Source organism: Xanthomonas sp. WHRI 10204 (assembly GCF_040202875.1).
Taxonomy (GTDB): Bacteria; Pseudomonadota; Gammaproteobacteria; order Xanthomonadales; family Xanthomonadaceae; genus Xanthomonas.
Window position 1 is genome coordinate 1192445 of the sequence record NZ_JBEGDW010000001.1, and the last position, 15084, is coordinate 1207528.

Consider the following 15084-nt stretch of genomic DNA (forward strand, 5'->3'; position numbering starts at 1 on the left):
GCGTCGTATGGAAAGCGCGCTTAGCGGCTGCTTTCCACGGGAATGTTGTGGGCGCTCAACCACGCGCGCACATCCGATCTGACCTGTTGTCCGGTGGCATTGAGCAGCCGATCCGGCGTGGTGAAGAAATACGCCTGGAAGGTTTTCTGCTGTGCATTGCGCACCGTGGGGTCTACGCCGGCCTTGAGCAATTGCAGCACTGCAGGGCTAGCGGCGCCGCTCTGTGCTGCCAGATGCAGCAGGCTGTTACCGGTGTGGTCGACACGCTTTACGTCGGCACCCGCATCGAGCAACAGGCCGATCTGCGCATCGCGCTTGCTCTGTACGGCGCGAAACAGCGGAGTCCAGCCGGCACGCGCGCTGACCACATCGATCGGCGCCTTGTGCTGCAGCAGAATCTTCAGATACTCCGGGTCCTGCGCCATGGCGGCCATGTGCACGACCGTTTCCTGGTCCATGCCCGGCACCGATGGGTCCGCGCCTGCGTCGAGCAGGGCGTCCAATGCGCGTGGTTGTTCGTTCCAGATCGCCCATTCCAGCAAGGTCACGTTCTGATCGCCATGTGCGGCCAGATCGACGGTGGGGGCGAGTGTTTTGATCCGCGCAACGTCGCCGTGCGCGATGGCGTTGGCGATGTCGGTCAGACCGGGGTCGCGGAAAGCGACGGTGTGGTCCTGCAGCGTAGCTGACATGGTGGTTTGCTCCTTGGCACCCGGCGAGGCGGTGCATGAGACCGCGAAAAACGAGGTCGCAAGAACGAGCAGGGTGGGGAATCGCGTCTGCATCGAAATCTCCTTCTCCTGATCGCATTCCTGGTGGCGCTGCGGCAAGTCCGGCCGCAGCGGGGCCGATCCTACCAGCTGTAAAAATCGCAAGCGGTAAGATTTCGTGACATGCCGCGGAGGATGGTTGGGCGGTCGGGTCTGCTTGATGACGGCCGGTGTGGTGCGAACGTATGGGCGTGTTGGTCACCTGCAGATGCAGCGCGCCACAGCCGACGGTCACGACCCGGCCGGCATAATGGCGCTTTGCGAGCAGATGGGTGCAATGGCGTACGAGCTACTGATCAGTGACTGCGATGGGGTTCTTGTCGACAGCGAAATACTGGCCGACCGGGTGATGCGCGAGGCGCTGGCGGCGTTTGTGCCGGCAGAACCGTTGGAACATCTACTGGAAACCACCTTCGGGCAGACCACACGCGAGGTGTTGCGGCGGGTGGAAGAGCACTTTGCGCTGCAGTTGCCCGAGACCTTGCTGGCGCAGATCCAGGCACGCAGCGAGGCCTTGATCAGCGCCGAGGTGCAGCCGATTCCCGGCGTGCGCGAGGCGCTGGAGCAGATTCCGCTGCCGCTGGCAGTGGCCTCCAACAGCCGCCGCCACAACGTGATCGCATCGGTGGAGCGGGCCGGGCTCACAGCGCGTGCAGCAGGGCGAGTCTTCAGTGCCGACATGGTGGAGCGACCCAAGCCGGCACCGGACGTGTATCTGCTGGCCGCCCGCACGGCCGGTGTGGCGCCGGAGCGGTGCCTGGTGATCGAAGACAGCCCCACCGGCGCGACCGCTGCGCTGGCGGCAGGCATGCAGGTGCTGGGGTTTACCGGTGCCGGCCACATTCCGCAAGGGCATGGCGACACCTTGCGACGGATCGGCGTGCTGGAGGTGTTCGACGATATGCGCGATTTGCCCGCGTTGTTCGAGCGGCTCGCGCAAAAGCGCGCTGGTTGAGGATGTCGAGTCGCAGCATCGTTTGGCTGCGGTCAAATGCTTGGATCGAAAGCCTAGTTGGTCGAGCGTGCGATGCCCTCACCGCTTGCGGGACACGCCGTCAACCCATCCCTGGGGGCTCGGTGGCGGCATCCATGCCGCCACACGGTCCCGCAATCGGTGAGGACACCGCACCAGAGAGTTGGTCGGTCGCTAGGTGAAAAGCGGGCCATCTCGCTGGTTGCATTGGCTTGCTGCTGCGGGTCGCAACTCCATTGAGAGTTAGCGAATGAGAAGCACCTCATGCATTGCTTGCATCTTGCACACCGAGCATCTCGACTGATCCTTGCCCGCTCACCGTCGCGGGACCTTACGCGGCATGGATGCCGCGTAAGAGCTTACAAGGACGTACTTGCAGCGTGTCCCGCGATGGTGAGCGGGCAGGGGCCTGGAGCGATACTGCAGATTAAGCGTTCTGCTTTATGGACTGTCCTGCAAGAGCAGTCGAGCAGTTGCCCTTTTGTGATATCGCAGATCAGCCGTCCTGTCTTGAGGCGTGCCCCGACAGTGGGCGAGAGTCGCCCTGCAGCGACGTCGCAGATCAGCCGCTCCGCCCTCGGCAGTTTCACGATGTTTGGCGGAAGAAGACCTGCAGTAACGCGCAAGCCCCGAACGAAACAGGGCGCGATTCGCATCGCGCCCTGTTGCATTTGCATCGGTCGATCAACCGATCAACCGATCAGCAGCAGCGAAACCCGCTCTTGCCGCCGTAGCGTGCGTCCTGCCGCTCGCGGAAGAACGCGGGGTAATCCATCACCGGTTTGTCGGGGTGTTTTTCCAGCATGTGACGCACGTAGTTGTCGTAGTCGGGAATGCCGCAGCACAGGCGCGCGGTTTGGATGAGCCGCCGCCAGATGCGGCGATGCACCTGATATTGGCTGGCCAGAACGAGTTGGGTGCCCATTACAGATCCGCCATCTGATGTGGCTGCAAGGCCACGTACGGGGTTTCGCGGTCGCTGCGCTGCGGGTTGCGGCGCGCAATCACGATCGTCTTGACCGCATAGATCAGGATCGAGCCGACCACGAACAGAAACAGCACGGTCAGCCCGGTATTGACGTAGGCATTGGTGACGATCTGCTGCATCTGCGGCACGGTCTTGGCCGGTGCGGTGATGGTGTTGCTGGCGATGGCGGCCTGGTACTTGTGCGCCTGTGCCAGGAAACCCTGCGCCGGGTTGCTGTCGAAGATCTTGATCAGCCCGGCGTAGGTCGTGCACAGCAACAGCCACAGCGCCGGCACGATGGTGACCCACGCATAGCGGTCGCGCTTCATCTTGAACAGCACCACGGTGCCGAGCATCAACGCGATACCCGCCAGCATCTGGTTGGAGATGCCGAACAACGGCCACAGCGTCTGGATGCCGCCGAACGGATCGATCACGCCGGTGTAGAGCAGATAGCCCCACAGCGCCACGCAGCCAGCGGTGGCGATGATGTTGGCGGTCCACGATTCGGTTTTCTTCAGCGCCGGGATGAAGTTGCCCAGCAGGTCCTGCAGCATGAAGCGGCCCGCCCGCGTGCCGGCATCCACCGCGGTCAGGATGAACAAGGCTTCGAACAGGATGGCGAAGTGGTACCAGAACGCCATGGTGTCTTCGCCCGGCAATAGCTGGTGCAGGATCTGCGCGATGCCTACCGCCAACGTGGGCGCACCGCCGGCGCGGGCCAGGATGCTGTGCTCGCCGATGTCCCTGGCGGTGGCTTCCAGCACCTCCGGGGTGATCGCAAAGCCCCACTCCGACACCTTGGCCGCAACCGCAATGGTGTCGGTACCGACCAGCGAGGCGGGGCTGTTCATGGCGAAGTAGATGCCGGGCTCGATGATCGAGGCGGCCACCAGCGCCATCACTGCCACGAACGATTCCATCAGCATGCCGCCGTAGCCGATGTAGCGCATGTGGCCTTCGTTGGCGAGCAGCTTGGGCGTGGTGCCGGAGGCGATCAACGCATGGAAGCCGGACACCGCACCGCAGGCGATGGTGATGAACAGGAACGGGAAGATGCCGCCTTTCCAGACCGGGCCGTCGCCGGTGGAGGCGAACTGGGTCAGGGCCGGCATCTTGAGATCGGGCATGACCACCAGGATGCCGATGGCCAGCGCCAGGATCGTGCCGATCTTGAGGAAGGTGGACAGGTAATCGCGCGGTGCCAGCAGCAGCCACACCGGCAGCACCGAGGCGACGAAACCGTAGCCGATCAGCATCCAGGTGATCTGCTTGGCGGTGAAGGTGAAGGCCGGCCCCCAGGTCGGGTCGGCGGCGACCTTGCCGCCCAGCCAGATTGCGCCCAGCAACAGGATCAGCCCGACCACCGAAATCTCGCCGATCTTGCCGACGCGGATGTAGCGCATGTACACGCCCATCATCAGCGCGATCGGCATGGTGGCGATCACCGTGAACATGCCCCACGGGCTTTCCGCCAGCGCCTTGACCACCACCATCGCCAGTACCGCCAGGATGATGATCATGATCAGGAAGGCGCCGAACAGGGCGATGGTGCCGGGCACCTGGCCCATCTCTTCGCGCACCAGATCGCCCAGCGAGCGGCCGTTGCGGCGACTGGATAGAAACAGCACCACAAAGTCCTGCACCGCGCCGGCAAACACCACGCCGACCACCAGCCACAGCAGGCCGGGCAGGTAGCCCATCTGCGCGGCGAGCACCGGGCCGACCAGTGGCCCGGCACCGGCAATCGCGGCAAAGTGGTGGCCGAACAGCACGTGCTTGTTGGTGGGCACGTAGTCCAGGCCGTCGTTGTTGCTCACCGCCGGGGTGGCGCGGGTGATGTCCAGCTGCATCACCTTGTCGGCGATGAACAAGCTATAGAACCGGTAGGCGATCAGATAGATCGACACCGCCGCCACCACGATCCATAGCGCATTGATGTGCTCGCCACGCCGCAGCGCCACGGTACCCAGACAGAACGCGGCCAGCAGCGCGAGCGCGCCCCAGGCCAGCTTCGAGAACCCTTTCATGCATGCCCCTTCAGCAACGATTCGCCCAAGGGTCCCCCCGTGCCCGGCTGCGGTCAATGCCAGCGTTCTGTAGCGGGGTAAAACTTTGGTCGTAGAGTGTCCGGGCACACGGTGCGCTAGCGCCCGCCGCACGGGGCCGATGTTTGGAACGATCGGTTGCAACCGTCGTGGTTGGGCGCTGCAGCACGCGCACCCATCATTGGCGCACCGACACACTGCACAGGGACAACGCAATGAGCACCACCACCACGACCGCGGCGCATGTGCTGCGCACCATCCGCGGTATGCCGACCTCCGACGGCGCCGGCGTCAAGCTGACCCGCGTCATCGGCACCCAGCAGCTGCCGGATCTGGACCCCTTTCTGATGCTCGACGAGTTCGGCACCGAAAAGGCCGAGGACTATATCGGCGGTTTTCCAAGCCATCCGCATCGCGGCTTCGAGACGGTGACCTACATGCTCGACGGGCGCATGCGGCACAAGGACAACCACGGCAACGAAGGCCTGCTGACACCGGGCAGCGTGCAGTGGATGACCGCTGGTCGCGGGCTGATCCATTCGGAAATGCCGGAGCAGGAATCCGGGCGTATGCGCGGCTTTCAGCTATGGGTGAACCTGCCTGCGCGCGACAAGATGATCGAGCCCAAGTACCAGGAATACGCGCCCGACCACATCCCGGTGGCGCAGCCGGCGCCAGGCGTGACGGTCAAGGTGATTGCCGGCACGGTGGGCGAGGTGATCGGCCCGATCGTGCAACCTGCGACCAGCCCGGTGTATCTGGATATCGCCCTGGCACCGGATGCGGTGTGGGATTACCTGCTGCCCGGCGGTCACAACGCGTTTGCGTATGCGTTTGAAGGCGAGGTTGTAGTGGGCGAAGGCGATGCTTCGCGCACGCTGCCTGCACAGGAACTGGCAGTGCTGGGCGGTGGCGAGCGGTTGACGTTGCGCGCTGGTGCGCAGGGCGCACAGCTGATCCTGGTGGCGGGCCGCCCGCTCAACGAGCCAGTGATGCGGCATGGCCCGTTCGTGATGAACAGCAAGCAGGAATTGATGCAGGCATTCGTCGATTTCCAGGAAGGGCGGTTCTAACCGTGTCCACGTCCTACAGCGCAGGAGAGCGTCATGAGTGATCGCCCCGTCCATGTCAGTACCGAAGCGGTGCCGTACACCGTCACCATCCACGATGGGCAACACCGTTGGGTGGGCGATACCCAACAGGCAAACGGCGGCACCGATGCCGGGCCGGATCCGGAGTCGCAAGTGCTCGGTGCGTTGGGTGCGTGCACCGCAATCACGGTGTCGATGGTGGCGGCACGCAAACAGTGGCCGCTGACGGCGGTGCACGTGCATCTGCATTACACCCAACGCGGTGCAGCAGGCACCGACATCAGCCGTGAGATCGTGCTCGAAGGCGCACTGGATGACGCGCAACGCGCGCGTTTGATGGAAGTGGCGGACAAATGTCCGATCCATCGGCTCTTGACTGGCGAGGTACGTATTTCCAGTCGGCTGCAGGCGGCGGAAGCTGTTGGCAACCCCGCGGCCTGAGTGTGTCGAGCGTCACCGCATCTCGTCTGGAGGCGGTGACCTGCGGCCTGTAGTCACAGGGCATCAGCACGGCAGGCGCTAAACCTGCCGCGCAGCCAATGCGCGATGTAAGCGCGGCATCACGCCACGCAGCAACCCGCGTCGCCTCAGCGCTGCAATGCAAGACTGGCCGGCTGCAGATCCATCGCCTGCACCAGCGATTGCATCGAGGCAAGTTCTTCGGTGCTGGCACCGTCAATCCACAGTTGTGCGTAGCGCTTCTTGCCCAGCTCCACCACGGTGACGCGGCGCGATTCCATGCCCGGAATCTCGCGGCCGCCCAGATCGAGCTTGTACCAGTAGAAGTCTTCCTGCTGGAGCTGGCCTTTTTCGGCACGGCGGTCGCGGGCCAGGGTCATGGCCGGGTCGCGGGTGGTGAGCATCACGCCAACCACCTGGCGGCCGTCGGCGGTGACCGCCTTGCAGACCAAATAGTCGGCACCGGCCAGCTCGTTCCACTGCAGTCCCGATGCGGGCGGCAAGGGCGGGCAGACCGGTGAGGTTTGGGCGTGGGCGGTTGCAGCGGCCAACAGCAATGACAGGCCGAACAGGCAGGATGCGGACTTCATTCAAGTGTTCCCCGGCGATGGATGACAATGCGGGGCGACGTCGTCTTTTCGTGCCGCTGCACCGTCTCAAGCTCCCCGCTCGAGCGTGCAGTCCACGCGACGTGCTCCGACTACGGAGATATCACTATCACAGTTTTGTGGGCGTGCTCAAGATGGGTCGCATCCCTGCCTGGCATCGCTTGTGTAGCGGGGCACCTCCGTTGCGAGACCTGGTGCGGTTGTGTTCGCCACACCAAATTCGCGCATGGTTTCAGGGGTAATTGACCGGGTTGGGTGCCGGCGTTTCGGGCAGCGGAATGAATTCCTTGTCGTCGCCGGGAATGCTGCCGAAGCGCCCGGCCTGCCAGTCGTCCTTGGCCTGTTCGATGCGCTCCTTGGAGCTGGACACGAAGTTCCACCACAGATGACGCGGGCCATCCAGCGGCTCGCCGCCGAGCAGCATGGCCTTGAGCGGGGTCTTGGCGCGCAGGCGCCCACGCGCGCCAGGCGAGGGCACGATCAGGTGGCGCGCCGGCACGTCGGCACCATCCAGTTGCGCCTCGCCTTCCAGGATGTACAACGCGCGCTCGGCGTGGCCGGTGTCCAGGTCGATTTCGGCATCCGCGGCCAGATCCAGCGCCACATTGAGAGTGCCGCTGAACACCTGCACCGGCGATTCTTCGCCATAGGCGCGGCCGGCGATCACTCGTAGCCACACGCCATCGCGGCGCTGCTGCGGCAGGCTGGCGGCGGCATGGTGGTGGAAGGCCGGTGCGGTCTCTTCGGCCGAGCGCGGTAGCGCGATCCAGGTCTGCATGCCATGCAGTGCATGTTCGCGCGCGCGCTCGGGGCCGGGCGTGCGTTCGGAGTGGGCGATACCGCGGCCGGCGGTCATCCAGTTGACGTCGCCGGGGCGGATCACCTGATCGGAGCCGAGCGTGTCGCGGTGGCCGATCTCGCCCGCCCACAGGAAGGTCACGGTGGCCAGGCCGATATGCGGATGCGGGCGCACGTCGATGCCATGGTCCGGCTCCAGCACCGCCGGGCCCATATGGTCGACGAACACGAACGGGCCCACGCTGCGCGCCTGCAAGGTGGGCACGGCGCGACGCACTTGCAGCCCGCCGATGTCGTGGACGCGTGGGGCGATCAGAGTGGTCATGGCGGTGGCTCGTGACGAATGGGAGCCAAAGCTTCGCATGCACGCGACGGCATCGCAGTGCTGTCGATCAAGACGGAATGTTCTGCGTGCGCCGCCGCGCTAGTGCAGCGGTGGCGAGGTCGACCGCACGGCGCTGGCGCGCTGGATCGGTGTTACAGCAGGCTCGCCTGTACAGGCAGATCGATCTCGCCACGCCGCGATGCCAGCCGATCGGCCAGGCGCGTGGGTTCGGGCAGGCGATAGCCGCGCAGCGTGCGCAGGGTCCAGTCGAGCGCGCCTTGCATCGAGACGCGATGCCCGGGCGAGACGATCAACGGATTGCAGCGCGGCTTGCTGCGCAATGCCCAGCCGATCTGCAGGCCGCCGAGCAGGATGCGGCTATGCGCGCCGCGCTCCGGGCCGGGGTCGACGAAGCTGCCGGCCAGCCGCTGCTTGGCCACACCGATGCTCGGCAAGCCGGTCACCACGCCGAAGTGCGCGGCAATGCCGAGCTTGCGCGGATGCGCGATGCCCTGACCATCGACGAACACCAGATCCGGCGTGCGCGACAGCAGTGCCAGCGCCTGCAGTAATGCCGGCAATTCGCGGAAGCTGAGCAGGCCAGGCACATACGGCATCGAGGTGGGCACGCGCGCCACATGCGTTTCCAACGGAAGCAAGGTCTGCGCATCCAGCAGCACGGCCGCGGCACGCGTGGTCTGCCCGTCGTCTTCAAAGCCGACATCGAAGCCGGCCAACAGCTGCGGCGTTGCGACGACCTCGTCCTGCAACACCACACGGTGTGCCAGTTGCTGCTGCAACTGTCGCGCCTGTGCGGCGCTGCCGTCCCAATCGGCGAATACGGGAGCGATGTTCGACATGGCCGCAGCATCGCGCGCCGCACGTGGGCGGGTCGTGCACGCCAGCGATGCGCTGGCTGCCGCTACAATCGCAGGTTGATCGGCCCCCAATCGGAGAACCGTAGTGACCCGCAAACTCGTACTGCTGCGCCATGGCCAGAGCCAATGGAACCTGGACAACCGTTTCACCGGCTGGGTGGATGTGGAACTCACCGAGCAGGGCCGCCAGGAAGCCACGACGGCCGGCAAGCTGATGAAGGACGAAGGGCTGCAGTTCGATGTCGCCCACACCTCGGTGCTCAAGCGCGCCATCCACACGCTGCAGGGCGCGTTGAAGGAGCTCGATCAGGACTGGCTGCCGGTGTCCAAGAGCTGGCGCCTCAACGAGCGCCATTACGGCGGCCTGCAGGGGCTGGACAAGGCCGAAACCGCGGCCAAGCACGGCGAAGAGCAGGTCAAGATCTGGCGCCGCTCGTATGACATCCCGCCGCCGGCAATGGACGTCAACGATCCGGGGCACCCGTGCCACGACCGTCGCTACGCCACGCTGGATCGCAATGCATTGCCGGGTACCGAGTCGCTGGCGACCACGCTGGTGCGCGTGTTGCCGTACTGGCACGACGCGATCGCGCCGCAGTTGAAGGCCGGGCAGACCGTGCTGGTGACCGCGCACGGCAACTCGCTGCGCGCGCTGTACAAGTACCTCAACGCTGTCTCCAACGAGCAGATCCTGGAGCTCAACATCCCCACCGGCATTCCGTTGCTGTTCGAGTTGGACGACGAGCTGCAGGTGCAGAGTTTCCGTTACCTGGGCGACCCGGAAGCGGCCAAGCGCGCTGCCGAAGCGGTGGCCAATCAGGGCAAGGCGAAGTAGGCCTGTTGCCAATGCCGCGCATGCATGCGCGGCGTGTAGTGTCCACAGCGCGGCTAGCGCGCTGCGGTGATTCGATCCGGTACGCCGGGTGCTGCGTGGATCAGCGCCCGGCGCATCACGTATGCAGGGACGACAGGATGTCCGCCAGACGTAAGCACCAGCAAATGAGCGCCACCTACTGCCGCGCCTATCTGGTCACGGTGGGGATATTGCTGGCAGGCGCCAGCGCCGCATTCGGGACGTTGGCCGCTGGTAGCGTCTCCAGCAACGCCTTGCTGGTGGCGCTGCTGATCTGTGTGATTGGTGTGGTGTTGCTGGCGTTCGGGTTGTTCGGGCCATCGCCGCAGATGGAGGCGTGGGCCGATGCGGCATCCGGGCATGAGGTAGCGCTGGTGCTGATGCTGTTGGCGTATCCGGTGTACCTGTTGATGGCGCCGTTCTACGCGCGGCGTTGACTGCATGCGATGGCGCTTGATGCTTGAAGCAGCGTGTTGCGGCGTCGGTGACGGACGCGCACGCAGTGTGTGGTTGCAATGACTTTCGATCAGGCGCGGCAGCGGACGTTAGGGCGTTGCGGTGCCGCTGCAGTGATCTGGTGCGGCCGGTTACGGAGTCACTGACGATGATGCGAGCGCCGTTTGATGCGCCGCCTTTCGCCAGCGATTCCTGGCAGGCTGCCGACTTTTTTCGACCGCGCATGCGCGGTCATGCCTTGGAGAATTGAATGAAGTTGAGCAAGTTCGCACCGCTGTCGCTTGCGGTGGCCATTGCGGTCACGCTGTCGGCCTGTGGTGCCTCCGAGGACACCGCCAAGGCAGCGCCGGAGACCAACCGGACCGCGCCGGCGCGTGTGGATGTCTCCAAACTCGACGCGCCGATCGTGGCGTTCGGCATCAATGATCTGGATCCGGCCATCAACGCGTGCCAGGACCTCAACGGGTTCGTCAACGCGAAGTGGCTCAAGGCCAATCCGGTGCCGTCCGATCGCAGCAGCTGGGGCAGCTTCGAAGTGCTCGCCGAGCGCTCGTTGACCATCCAGCACGCACTGGTGGAGCAGTTGGCGCGCGGCAATCTGTCGGCTGGCTCGGTGGATGCCAAGATCGCCGACCTGTGGCGGACCGGCTCGGACGAGGCCGCCATCGATAAGGCCGGTATCACGCCGTTGCAGCCGCAATTGAAGGCTATCGATGCGCTGACCGATGCGCCTGCCATCGCGGCGTGGCTGCGCGACAGCTACGCGCAGGGCCAGGGCTTCATGTTCTCGTTCGGTGCCAATGCCGACTACAAAAATTCCGAACAGATGATCGCCTACGCAGGGCAGGGCGGTCTGGGCCTGCCCGAGAAGGGCTATTACACCAATCCGGCGCAGGCCAAGATCCGCGAGCAGTACGTGGCCTACATCGCGCGCGTGCTGGAGTTGTCCGGCATTCCCGCCGCACAGGCGGCCACGCAGGCCAAGGCGGTGATGGCGTTCGAGACTCGCCTCGCCGCTGCATCGCTGTCGCGCATCGAGTTGCGCGACCCGGCCAAGCGCTACAACCCGGTCGACGTGGCTGGTGCCAACGCAGTGACGCCGCACTTCGACTGGCAGGCGTTCTTCAAGGCGCTCAAGGTGCCGGCCGGCACCTTCTCGCTGAGCCAGCCGGGCTACTTCGCCGAGCTCGATGCGATGTTTGCAGACACACCGGTAGAGACCTGGAAGGCGTACCTGCGTTTCCACAGCATCGACGAGGCGGCGCCGTATCTGGCCAAGCCGTTCGAGCAGGCCAACTTCGATTTCTATTCGAAAACGCTGCGTGGCCAGCAGGACATGCTGCCACGCTGGAAGCGCACCTTGAATGCGGTCAACGAAGCGATGGGCGAGGCGCTGGGCCAGCTGTATGTGCAGTCCGCATTCCCCGCCGAATCCAAGGAGCAGATGCAGCAGCTGGTGCAGAACCTGTCGGCCGCCTTGAAGGCACGGCTGGAAAAGCTCGACTGGATGAGCGCAGACACCAAGCAACGCGCGCTGGAAAAGTGGGCCAGCTTCACGCCCAAGATCGGCTATCCGGATCAATGGCGCGATTGGTCGGGCCTGGAGACGCGCGGCGATGGGTTCCTGGCCAACATGCAGGCTGCGCAGGCATTCAACTATCGCTACATGCTGGACAAGATCGGCAAGCCGGTCGACAAGCGCGAGTGGCATATGACCCCGCAGACGGTCAACGCGTACTACAACGCCACCCGCAACGAGATCGTGTTCCCGGCGGCGATCCTGCAGCCGCCGTTCTTCGATCCCAAGGCCGACCCGGCGCTCAATTACGGCGGCATCGGCGCGGTGATCGGCCACGAGATGATGCATGGCTACGACGACTCGGGCAGCCAGTTCGATGCCAAGGGTAACTTCGACACCTGGTGGACCGACGCGGACCGCAAGCTGTTTACCCAGCGCACCGATCAGTTGGTGGCGCAGTTCGATGGCTATGAAGCGATTCCCGGTGAGCACGTCAAAGGCAAGCTGACGCTTGGTGAAAACATCGGCGACCTGGGCGGCCTGACCGTCGCCTACGATGCATTGCAGATGGCGCTGAAGGCGCAGCCGGAAGCCAACAAGGACGTCGATGGCCATACCCAGGATCAGCGCTTTTTCATGAACTGGGCAACGGTGTGGCGTCGCAACTTCACCGATGGCGAACTGCGTGTGCGCTTGAACACCGACCCGCATGCACCGGCGAATTTCCGCGCCAATGGCGCGCCGTCGAACATGCCGGCGTTTGCGCAGGCGTTTCAGTGCAAACCCGGCGATGCGATGGTGCGTGCGGACAAGGATCGCGTGGCGATCTGGTAAACGCAGGTGTTTGAACGATTGCGCCCGCCTGTATGGGCGCAATCGTTACCTGATCGCGGCAGTGGTCAAGCGGCCGCTTGTTTGCCGTGCCGACGTCAGCCGTCAAGGTGGGCCACAGAATACGTCGGCGGAATCGGTGCTTGCTCGTCGGCGCAGAGGTGGCCTGGCAGCAGTCGCAGCGATGGCCGCCAACGCAAAACCGCTTGTTTTGCAGGGTTGTTGAGCTCGCTTGCGTGGCAGCCTCTGCACACGCAGCTCGCTGTGCAGCATCTACACTGCCGCGCTGGCAATTCCGGGCCCGGCAGTGACCAAGCGTAACGTCTTCAAATGGACCGGCATCGGCATGCTGGTGTTTGTGCTGGGCAGCGCGCTGTCGTTGTACGGCTATGGCCGTTTTGCCGATCGCCAACGCGGCCCGGTGAGTCACGCGTTACCGGCGACCGCCGTGGCGACACCGATCGACCGGGTGGTTGCGCCGTTGCAGCACGCGCATGCCAAACAGACCGGCATGGTGATCCTGTCCGACAATATCGATGCGTTTGCGGTGCGTGCGCTCACCGCGCGTGCGGCCGGGCGCAGCCTGGACCTGCAGTACTACATCTGGCATGCCGATTTCACCGGCAATCTGTTGCACAACGAGCTGCTGCGCGCGGCCGACCGCGGTGTGCGGGTGCGGTTGCTGCTGGACGACATGAATATCCACGGCAGCGATTCGGTATTGGCGGCGCTCGACAGCCACCCGATGATCGAGATCCGCCTTTTCAATCCCACCCGCGCGCGCGAAGGCACGCTGATGCGCGGCGTAGAGATGGTGCTGCGCATGTTCAGCATCAACCGACGCATGCACAACAAGGCCTGGATTGCCGATGGACGCATTGCGGTGGTGGGCGGGCGCAATGTGGGCGACGAATATTTCGATGCCGCGCGCGATACCAATTTCATGGACATGGACGCGGCCGTGATGGGGCCGACGGTGCAGCAGGCCGAACGCAACTTCGATGCCTATTGGAACAGCCCGAACGCCTTGCCGCTGGCCGCGCTGGTGACCGCAACGCCACAGGCGTTGGCGGCGCTGCGTGGCAGCCTGGATGCCGGCATGGCGTCGGCACGCGCGCATCCGTATGTGGAGCGCTTGCGCCGGTCGCCCAGCGTGCAGGCCTTGATGCAGGGCGACCGCCCGGTGCATTGGCTCGCCCATGCGCGCATCGTGTCCGACCCGCCGGAAAAAGCCGATGGCGCGGAGCCGCAAGCGGACTGGATGACGCCGGTGTTGATCGGCGAAATGGCGCATGCGCAGCGCGAGTTGAAGGTGATCTCGCCGTACTTCGTGCCGGGCGATGAGGGCATGCGCTGGATCGGCGATCTGCGTCGGCACCAGGTGCGCGTGAATATCCTGACCAATTCGCTGGCGGCAAACGATGTAGTGGCCGTGCACAGCGGCTATGCCGATTACCGCATACCGCTGCTGCAACAGGGCGTGCGCCTGCATGAGCTCAAGCCGATGGGCAAGCCGGACGGGAGTTTGTTCGGGTCCAGCGGCGCCAGCCTGCACACCAAGGCGTTTGTAGTGGACGACACCAGCGGTTTCATCGGCTCGTTCAATCTCGACCCGCGCTCGATGAATCTCAATACCGAGATGGGCTTGCTGTTCGAAGACCGCACCGTCACCGCCGAGCTCGAGCGCCTGTACAACCACAAGGTCAGTGCGCCGGTGAGTTACCGGGTCACCCTGGAGCAGGGCGCGCTGCGCTGGCACGACGATGCCGCGCAGCCGCCGCGCATCTGGACACGCGAGCCGGAGGCCAGTGTCTGGCGCCGGAGTGCGGCGAAGATGCTTGGGTGGCTGCCGTTGGATTCGCAGCTGTAAGACTTGCCGGCGTATGCGCGAGTAGCGCATGTCGAACGTTGGCGGTGACGTGTTGCGGCTGACAAACGATTCCGCTCACCGCCAGGAGGGCGCGTCCGGCGCTCGCTACGGCATGTACCACGCGTACATGCCGGTCATGAGCGCGCTTTCCACACCCAGCTGACGATGGCTCGCTACGTGGTGTTGCCGCTGTTAGTGCAGGCGGTGACGCAGAGCGTTGTATTCCACGCTCGCCTGCGCATCGCCAGCGGCGCGATGCGCATCGGGTGGCGCGAGCAGGGCTGCACGCGCCTGTGCCCAGTCGGGGCGAAGCTCTGCTTGTGGGCAATGCATGGCCGGCAACTGTTGCAGATGTGGCTGGTCGCAGTGCGCGTCGTCGATGCCATAGGCAGCGGGTGCTACCAATGCGGCACAGCGGATGTTGGCGCCTGCTTCGATCACGGGGTCGACAATGACCGAGTCCACACTGACCGGATCGATAAACAGACCGTCGTTGAGATCGCGCGTCGTCATCTTGCACCTCCGGTCCCGGGACGGCGATACCGCTGCCTCGGGTGACCCGCGCAATGCTGGGTCTTCAATCAAGTTAGCGGCAGCGACGGCGGATCTTTAGGTTGCCCTGCATGCCAATACAGCGG

At 64.6% G+C, this 15084-nt stretch carries 14 protein-coding genes and 1 other RNA gene; 8 read left to right on the forward strand and 7 right to left on the reverse strand.

The genetic code is table 11. The annotated features are described in order from the left end of the window. Nucleotides 1-20 precede the first annotated feature (20 nt). Complete coding sequence (locus ABQZ00_RS05185) at nucleotides 21-830, reverse strand: ankyrin repeat domain-containing protein (RefSeq protein WP_082473493.1); 810 nt, start codon at nucleotides 828-830, stop codon at nucleotides 21-23. Nucleotides 831-1020: 190 nt separating this feature from the next. On the opposite strand from ABQZ00_RS05185, the gene ABQZ00_RS05190 reads away from it, so the two are divergent. Further along, complete coding sequence (locus ABQZ00_RS05190; RefSeq protein ID WP_323539394.1) at nucleotides 1021-1725, forward strand: HAD family hydrolase; 705 nt, start codon at nucleotides 1021-1023, stop codon at nucleotides 1723-1725. 718 nt (nucleotides 1726-2443) lie between these two features. Here the strand turns inward: ABQZ00_RS05190 and ABQZ00_RS05195 are convergent. After that, nucleotides 2444-2668, reverse strand: coding sequence for a YbdD/YjiX family protein (locus ABQZ00_RS05195; protein ID WP_005926176.1), 225 nt, complete (start codon nucleotides 2666-2668; stop codon nucleotides 2444-2446). Next, nucleotides 2668-4740: a carbon starvation CstA family protein gene (locus tag ABQZ00_RS05200; protein ID WP_055849774.1), complete on the reverse strand. Its 2073-nt coding sequence runs from the start codon at nucleotides 4738-4740 to the stop codon at nucleotides 2668-2670. Before ABQZ00_RS05200 ends, ABQZ00_RS05195 begins: the two co-directional genes overlap by 1 nt. 233 nt (nucleotides 4741-4973) lie before the next feature. Here ABQZ00_RS05200 and ABQZ00_RS05205 point away from each other — a divergent pair, with 233 nt between their 5' ends. Then, nucleotides 4974-5831, forward strand: coding sequence for a pirin family protein (locus tag ABQZ00_RS05205; RefSeq protein ID WP_323539345.1), 858 nt, complete (start codon nucleotides 4974-4976; stop codon nucleotides 5829-5831). 33 nt (nucleotides 5832-5864) lie between these two features. Continuing rightward, nucleotides 5865-6290 (forward strand): OsmC family protein, encoded by a 426-nt coding sequence (locus ABQZ00_RS05210; RefSeq protein WP_323539344.1) that lies wholly within the window; start codon nucleotides 5865-5867, stop codon nucleotides 6288-6290. A gap of 146 nt (nucleotides 6291-6436) precedes the next feature. Here ABQZ00_RS05210 and ABQZ00_RS05215 read toward each other — a convergent pair whose 3' ends face one another. From ABQZ00_RS05215 to nfi, 3 genes are all read right to left on the reverse strand, one after another. Continuing rightward, nucleotides 6437-6898, reverse strand: a complete 462-nt coding sequence (locus tag ABQZ00_RS05215; RefSeq protein WP_055849779.1) for a hypothetical protein — start codon at nucleotides 6896-6898, stop codon at nucleotides 6437-6439. A gap of 250 nt (nucleotides 6899-7148) precedes the next feature. Beyond that, nucleotides 7149-8039: a pirin family protein gene (locus tag ABQZ00_RS05220; RefSeq protein WP_115513446.1), complete on the reverse strand. Its 891-nt coding sequence runs from the start codon at nucleotides 8037-8039 to the stop codon at nucleotides 7149-7151. A 152-nt stretch (nucleotides 8040-8191) separates the two neighbouring features. Next, nucleotides 8192-8899: a deoxyribonuclease V gene (nfi, locus tag ABQZ00_RS05225; protein ID WP_323518525.1), complete on the reverse strand. Its 708-nt coding sequence runs from the start codon at nucleotides 8897-8899 to the stop codon at nucleotides 8192-8194. A gap of 103 nt (nucleotides 8900-9002) precedes the next feature. On the opposite strand from nfi, the gene gpmA reads away from it, so the two are divergent. From gpmA to ABQZ00_RS05250, 5 genes are all read left to right on the forward strand, one after another. Beyond that, a complete protein-coding gene (gene gpmA / locus ABQZ00_RS05230) occupies nucleotides 9003-9752 on the forward strand; it encodes a 2,3-diphosphoglycerate-dependent phosphoglycerate mutase (RefSeq protein ID WP_055849782.1) in 750 nt (249 codons plus the stop codon). A gap of 137 nt (nucleotides 9753-9889) precedes the next feature. After that, nucleotides 9890-10207 carry a hypothetical protein gene (locus ABQZ00_RS05235; protein WP_055849784.1) on the forward strand — a complete coding sequence of 106 codons (318 nt, stop codon included), beginning with the start codon at nucleotides 9890-9892 and terminating at the stop codon, nucleotides 10205-10207. A 269-nt stretch (nucleotides 10208-10476) separates the two neighbouring features. Beyond that, nucleotides 10477-12579 (forward strand): M13 family metallopeptidase, encoded by a 2103-nt coding sequence (locus tag ABQZ00_RS05240; protein WP_323539343.1) that lies wholly within the window; start codon nucleotides 10477-10479, stop codon nucleotides 12577-12579. 304 nt (nucleotides 12580-12883) lie between these two features. After that, complete coding sequence (locus ABQZ00_RS05245) at nucleotides 12884-14446, forward strand: phospholipase D family protein (RefSeq protein WP_323539393.1); 1563 nt, start codon at nucleotides 12884-12886, stop codon at nucleotides 14444-14446. A gap of 112 nt (nucleotides 14447-14558) precedes the next feature. After that, nucleotides 14559-14634: non-coding RNA, sX9 sRNA (locus tag ABQZ00_RS05250), on the forward strand. A gap of 4 nt (nucleotides 14635-14638) precedes the next feature. On the opposite strand, the gene ABQZ00_RS05255 is transcribed toward ABQZ00_RS05250, so the two are convergent. After that, nucleotides 14639-14959 (reverse strand): hypothetical protein, encoded by a 321-nt coding sequence (locus ABQZ00_RS05255; protein ID WP_115554217.1) that lies wholly within the window; start codon nucleotides 14957-14959, stop codon nucleotides 14639-14641. Nucleotides 14960-15084: the final 125 nt, after the last annotated feature.

Bases quoted from the DNA above. Each gene is read 5' to 3' on its own strand.
- ABQZ00_RS05235 (WP_055849784.1), top strand. From the start codon at position 9,890: ATGTCCGCCAGACGTAAGCACCAGCAAATGAGCGCCACCTACTGCCGC.
- ABQZ00_RS05215 (WP_055849779.1), bottom strand. From the start codon at position 6,898: ATGAAGTCCGCATCCTGCCTGTTCGGCCTGTCATTGCTGTTGGCCGCT.
- ABQZ00_RS05205 (WP_323539345.1), top strand. From the start codon at position 4,974: ATGAGCACCACCACCACGACCGCGGCGCATGTGCTGCGCACCATCCGC.
- ABQZ00_RS05255 (WP_115554217.1), bottom strand. From the start codon at position 14,959: ATGACGACGCGCGATCTCAACGACGGTCTGTTTATCGATCCGGTCAGT.
- ABQZ00_RS05240 (WP_323539343.1), top strand. From the start codon at position 10,477: ATGAAGTTGAGCAAGTTCGCACCGCTGTCGCTTGCGGTGGCCATTGCG.
- ABQZ00_RS05200 (WP_055849774.1), bottom strand. From the start codon at position 4,740: ATGAAAGGGTTCTCGAAGCTGGCCTGGGGCGCGCTCGCGCTGCTGGCC.
- ABQZ00_RS05220 (WP_115513446.1), bottom strand. From the start codon at position 8,039: ATGACCACTCTGATCGCCCCACGCGTCCACGACATCGGCGGGCTGCAA.
- ABQZ00_RS05210 (WP_323539344.1), top strand. From the start codon at position 5,865: ATGAGTGATCGCCCCGTCCATGTCAGTACCGAAGCGGTGCCGTACACC.
- ABQZ00_RS05195 (WP_005926176.1), bottom strand. From the start codon at position 2,668: ATGGGCACCCAACTCGTTCTGGCCAGCCAATATCAGGTGCATCGCCGC.
- nfi (WP_323518525.1), bottom strand. From the start codon at position 8,899: ATGTCGAACATCGCTCCCGTATTCGCCGATTGGGACGGCAGCGCCGCA.
- ABQZ00_RS05190 (WP_323539394.1), top strand. From the start codon at position 1,021: ATGGCGCTTTGCGAGCAGATGGGTGCAATGGCGTACGAGCTACTGATC.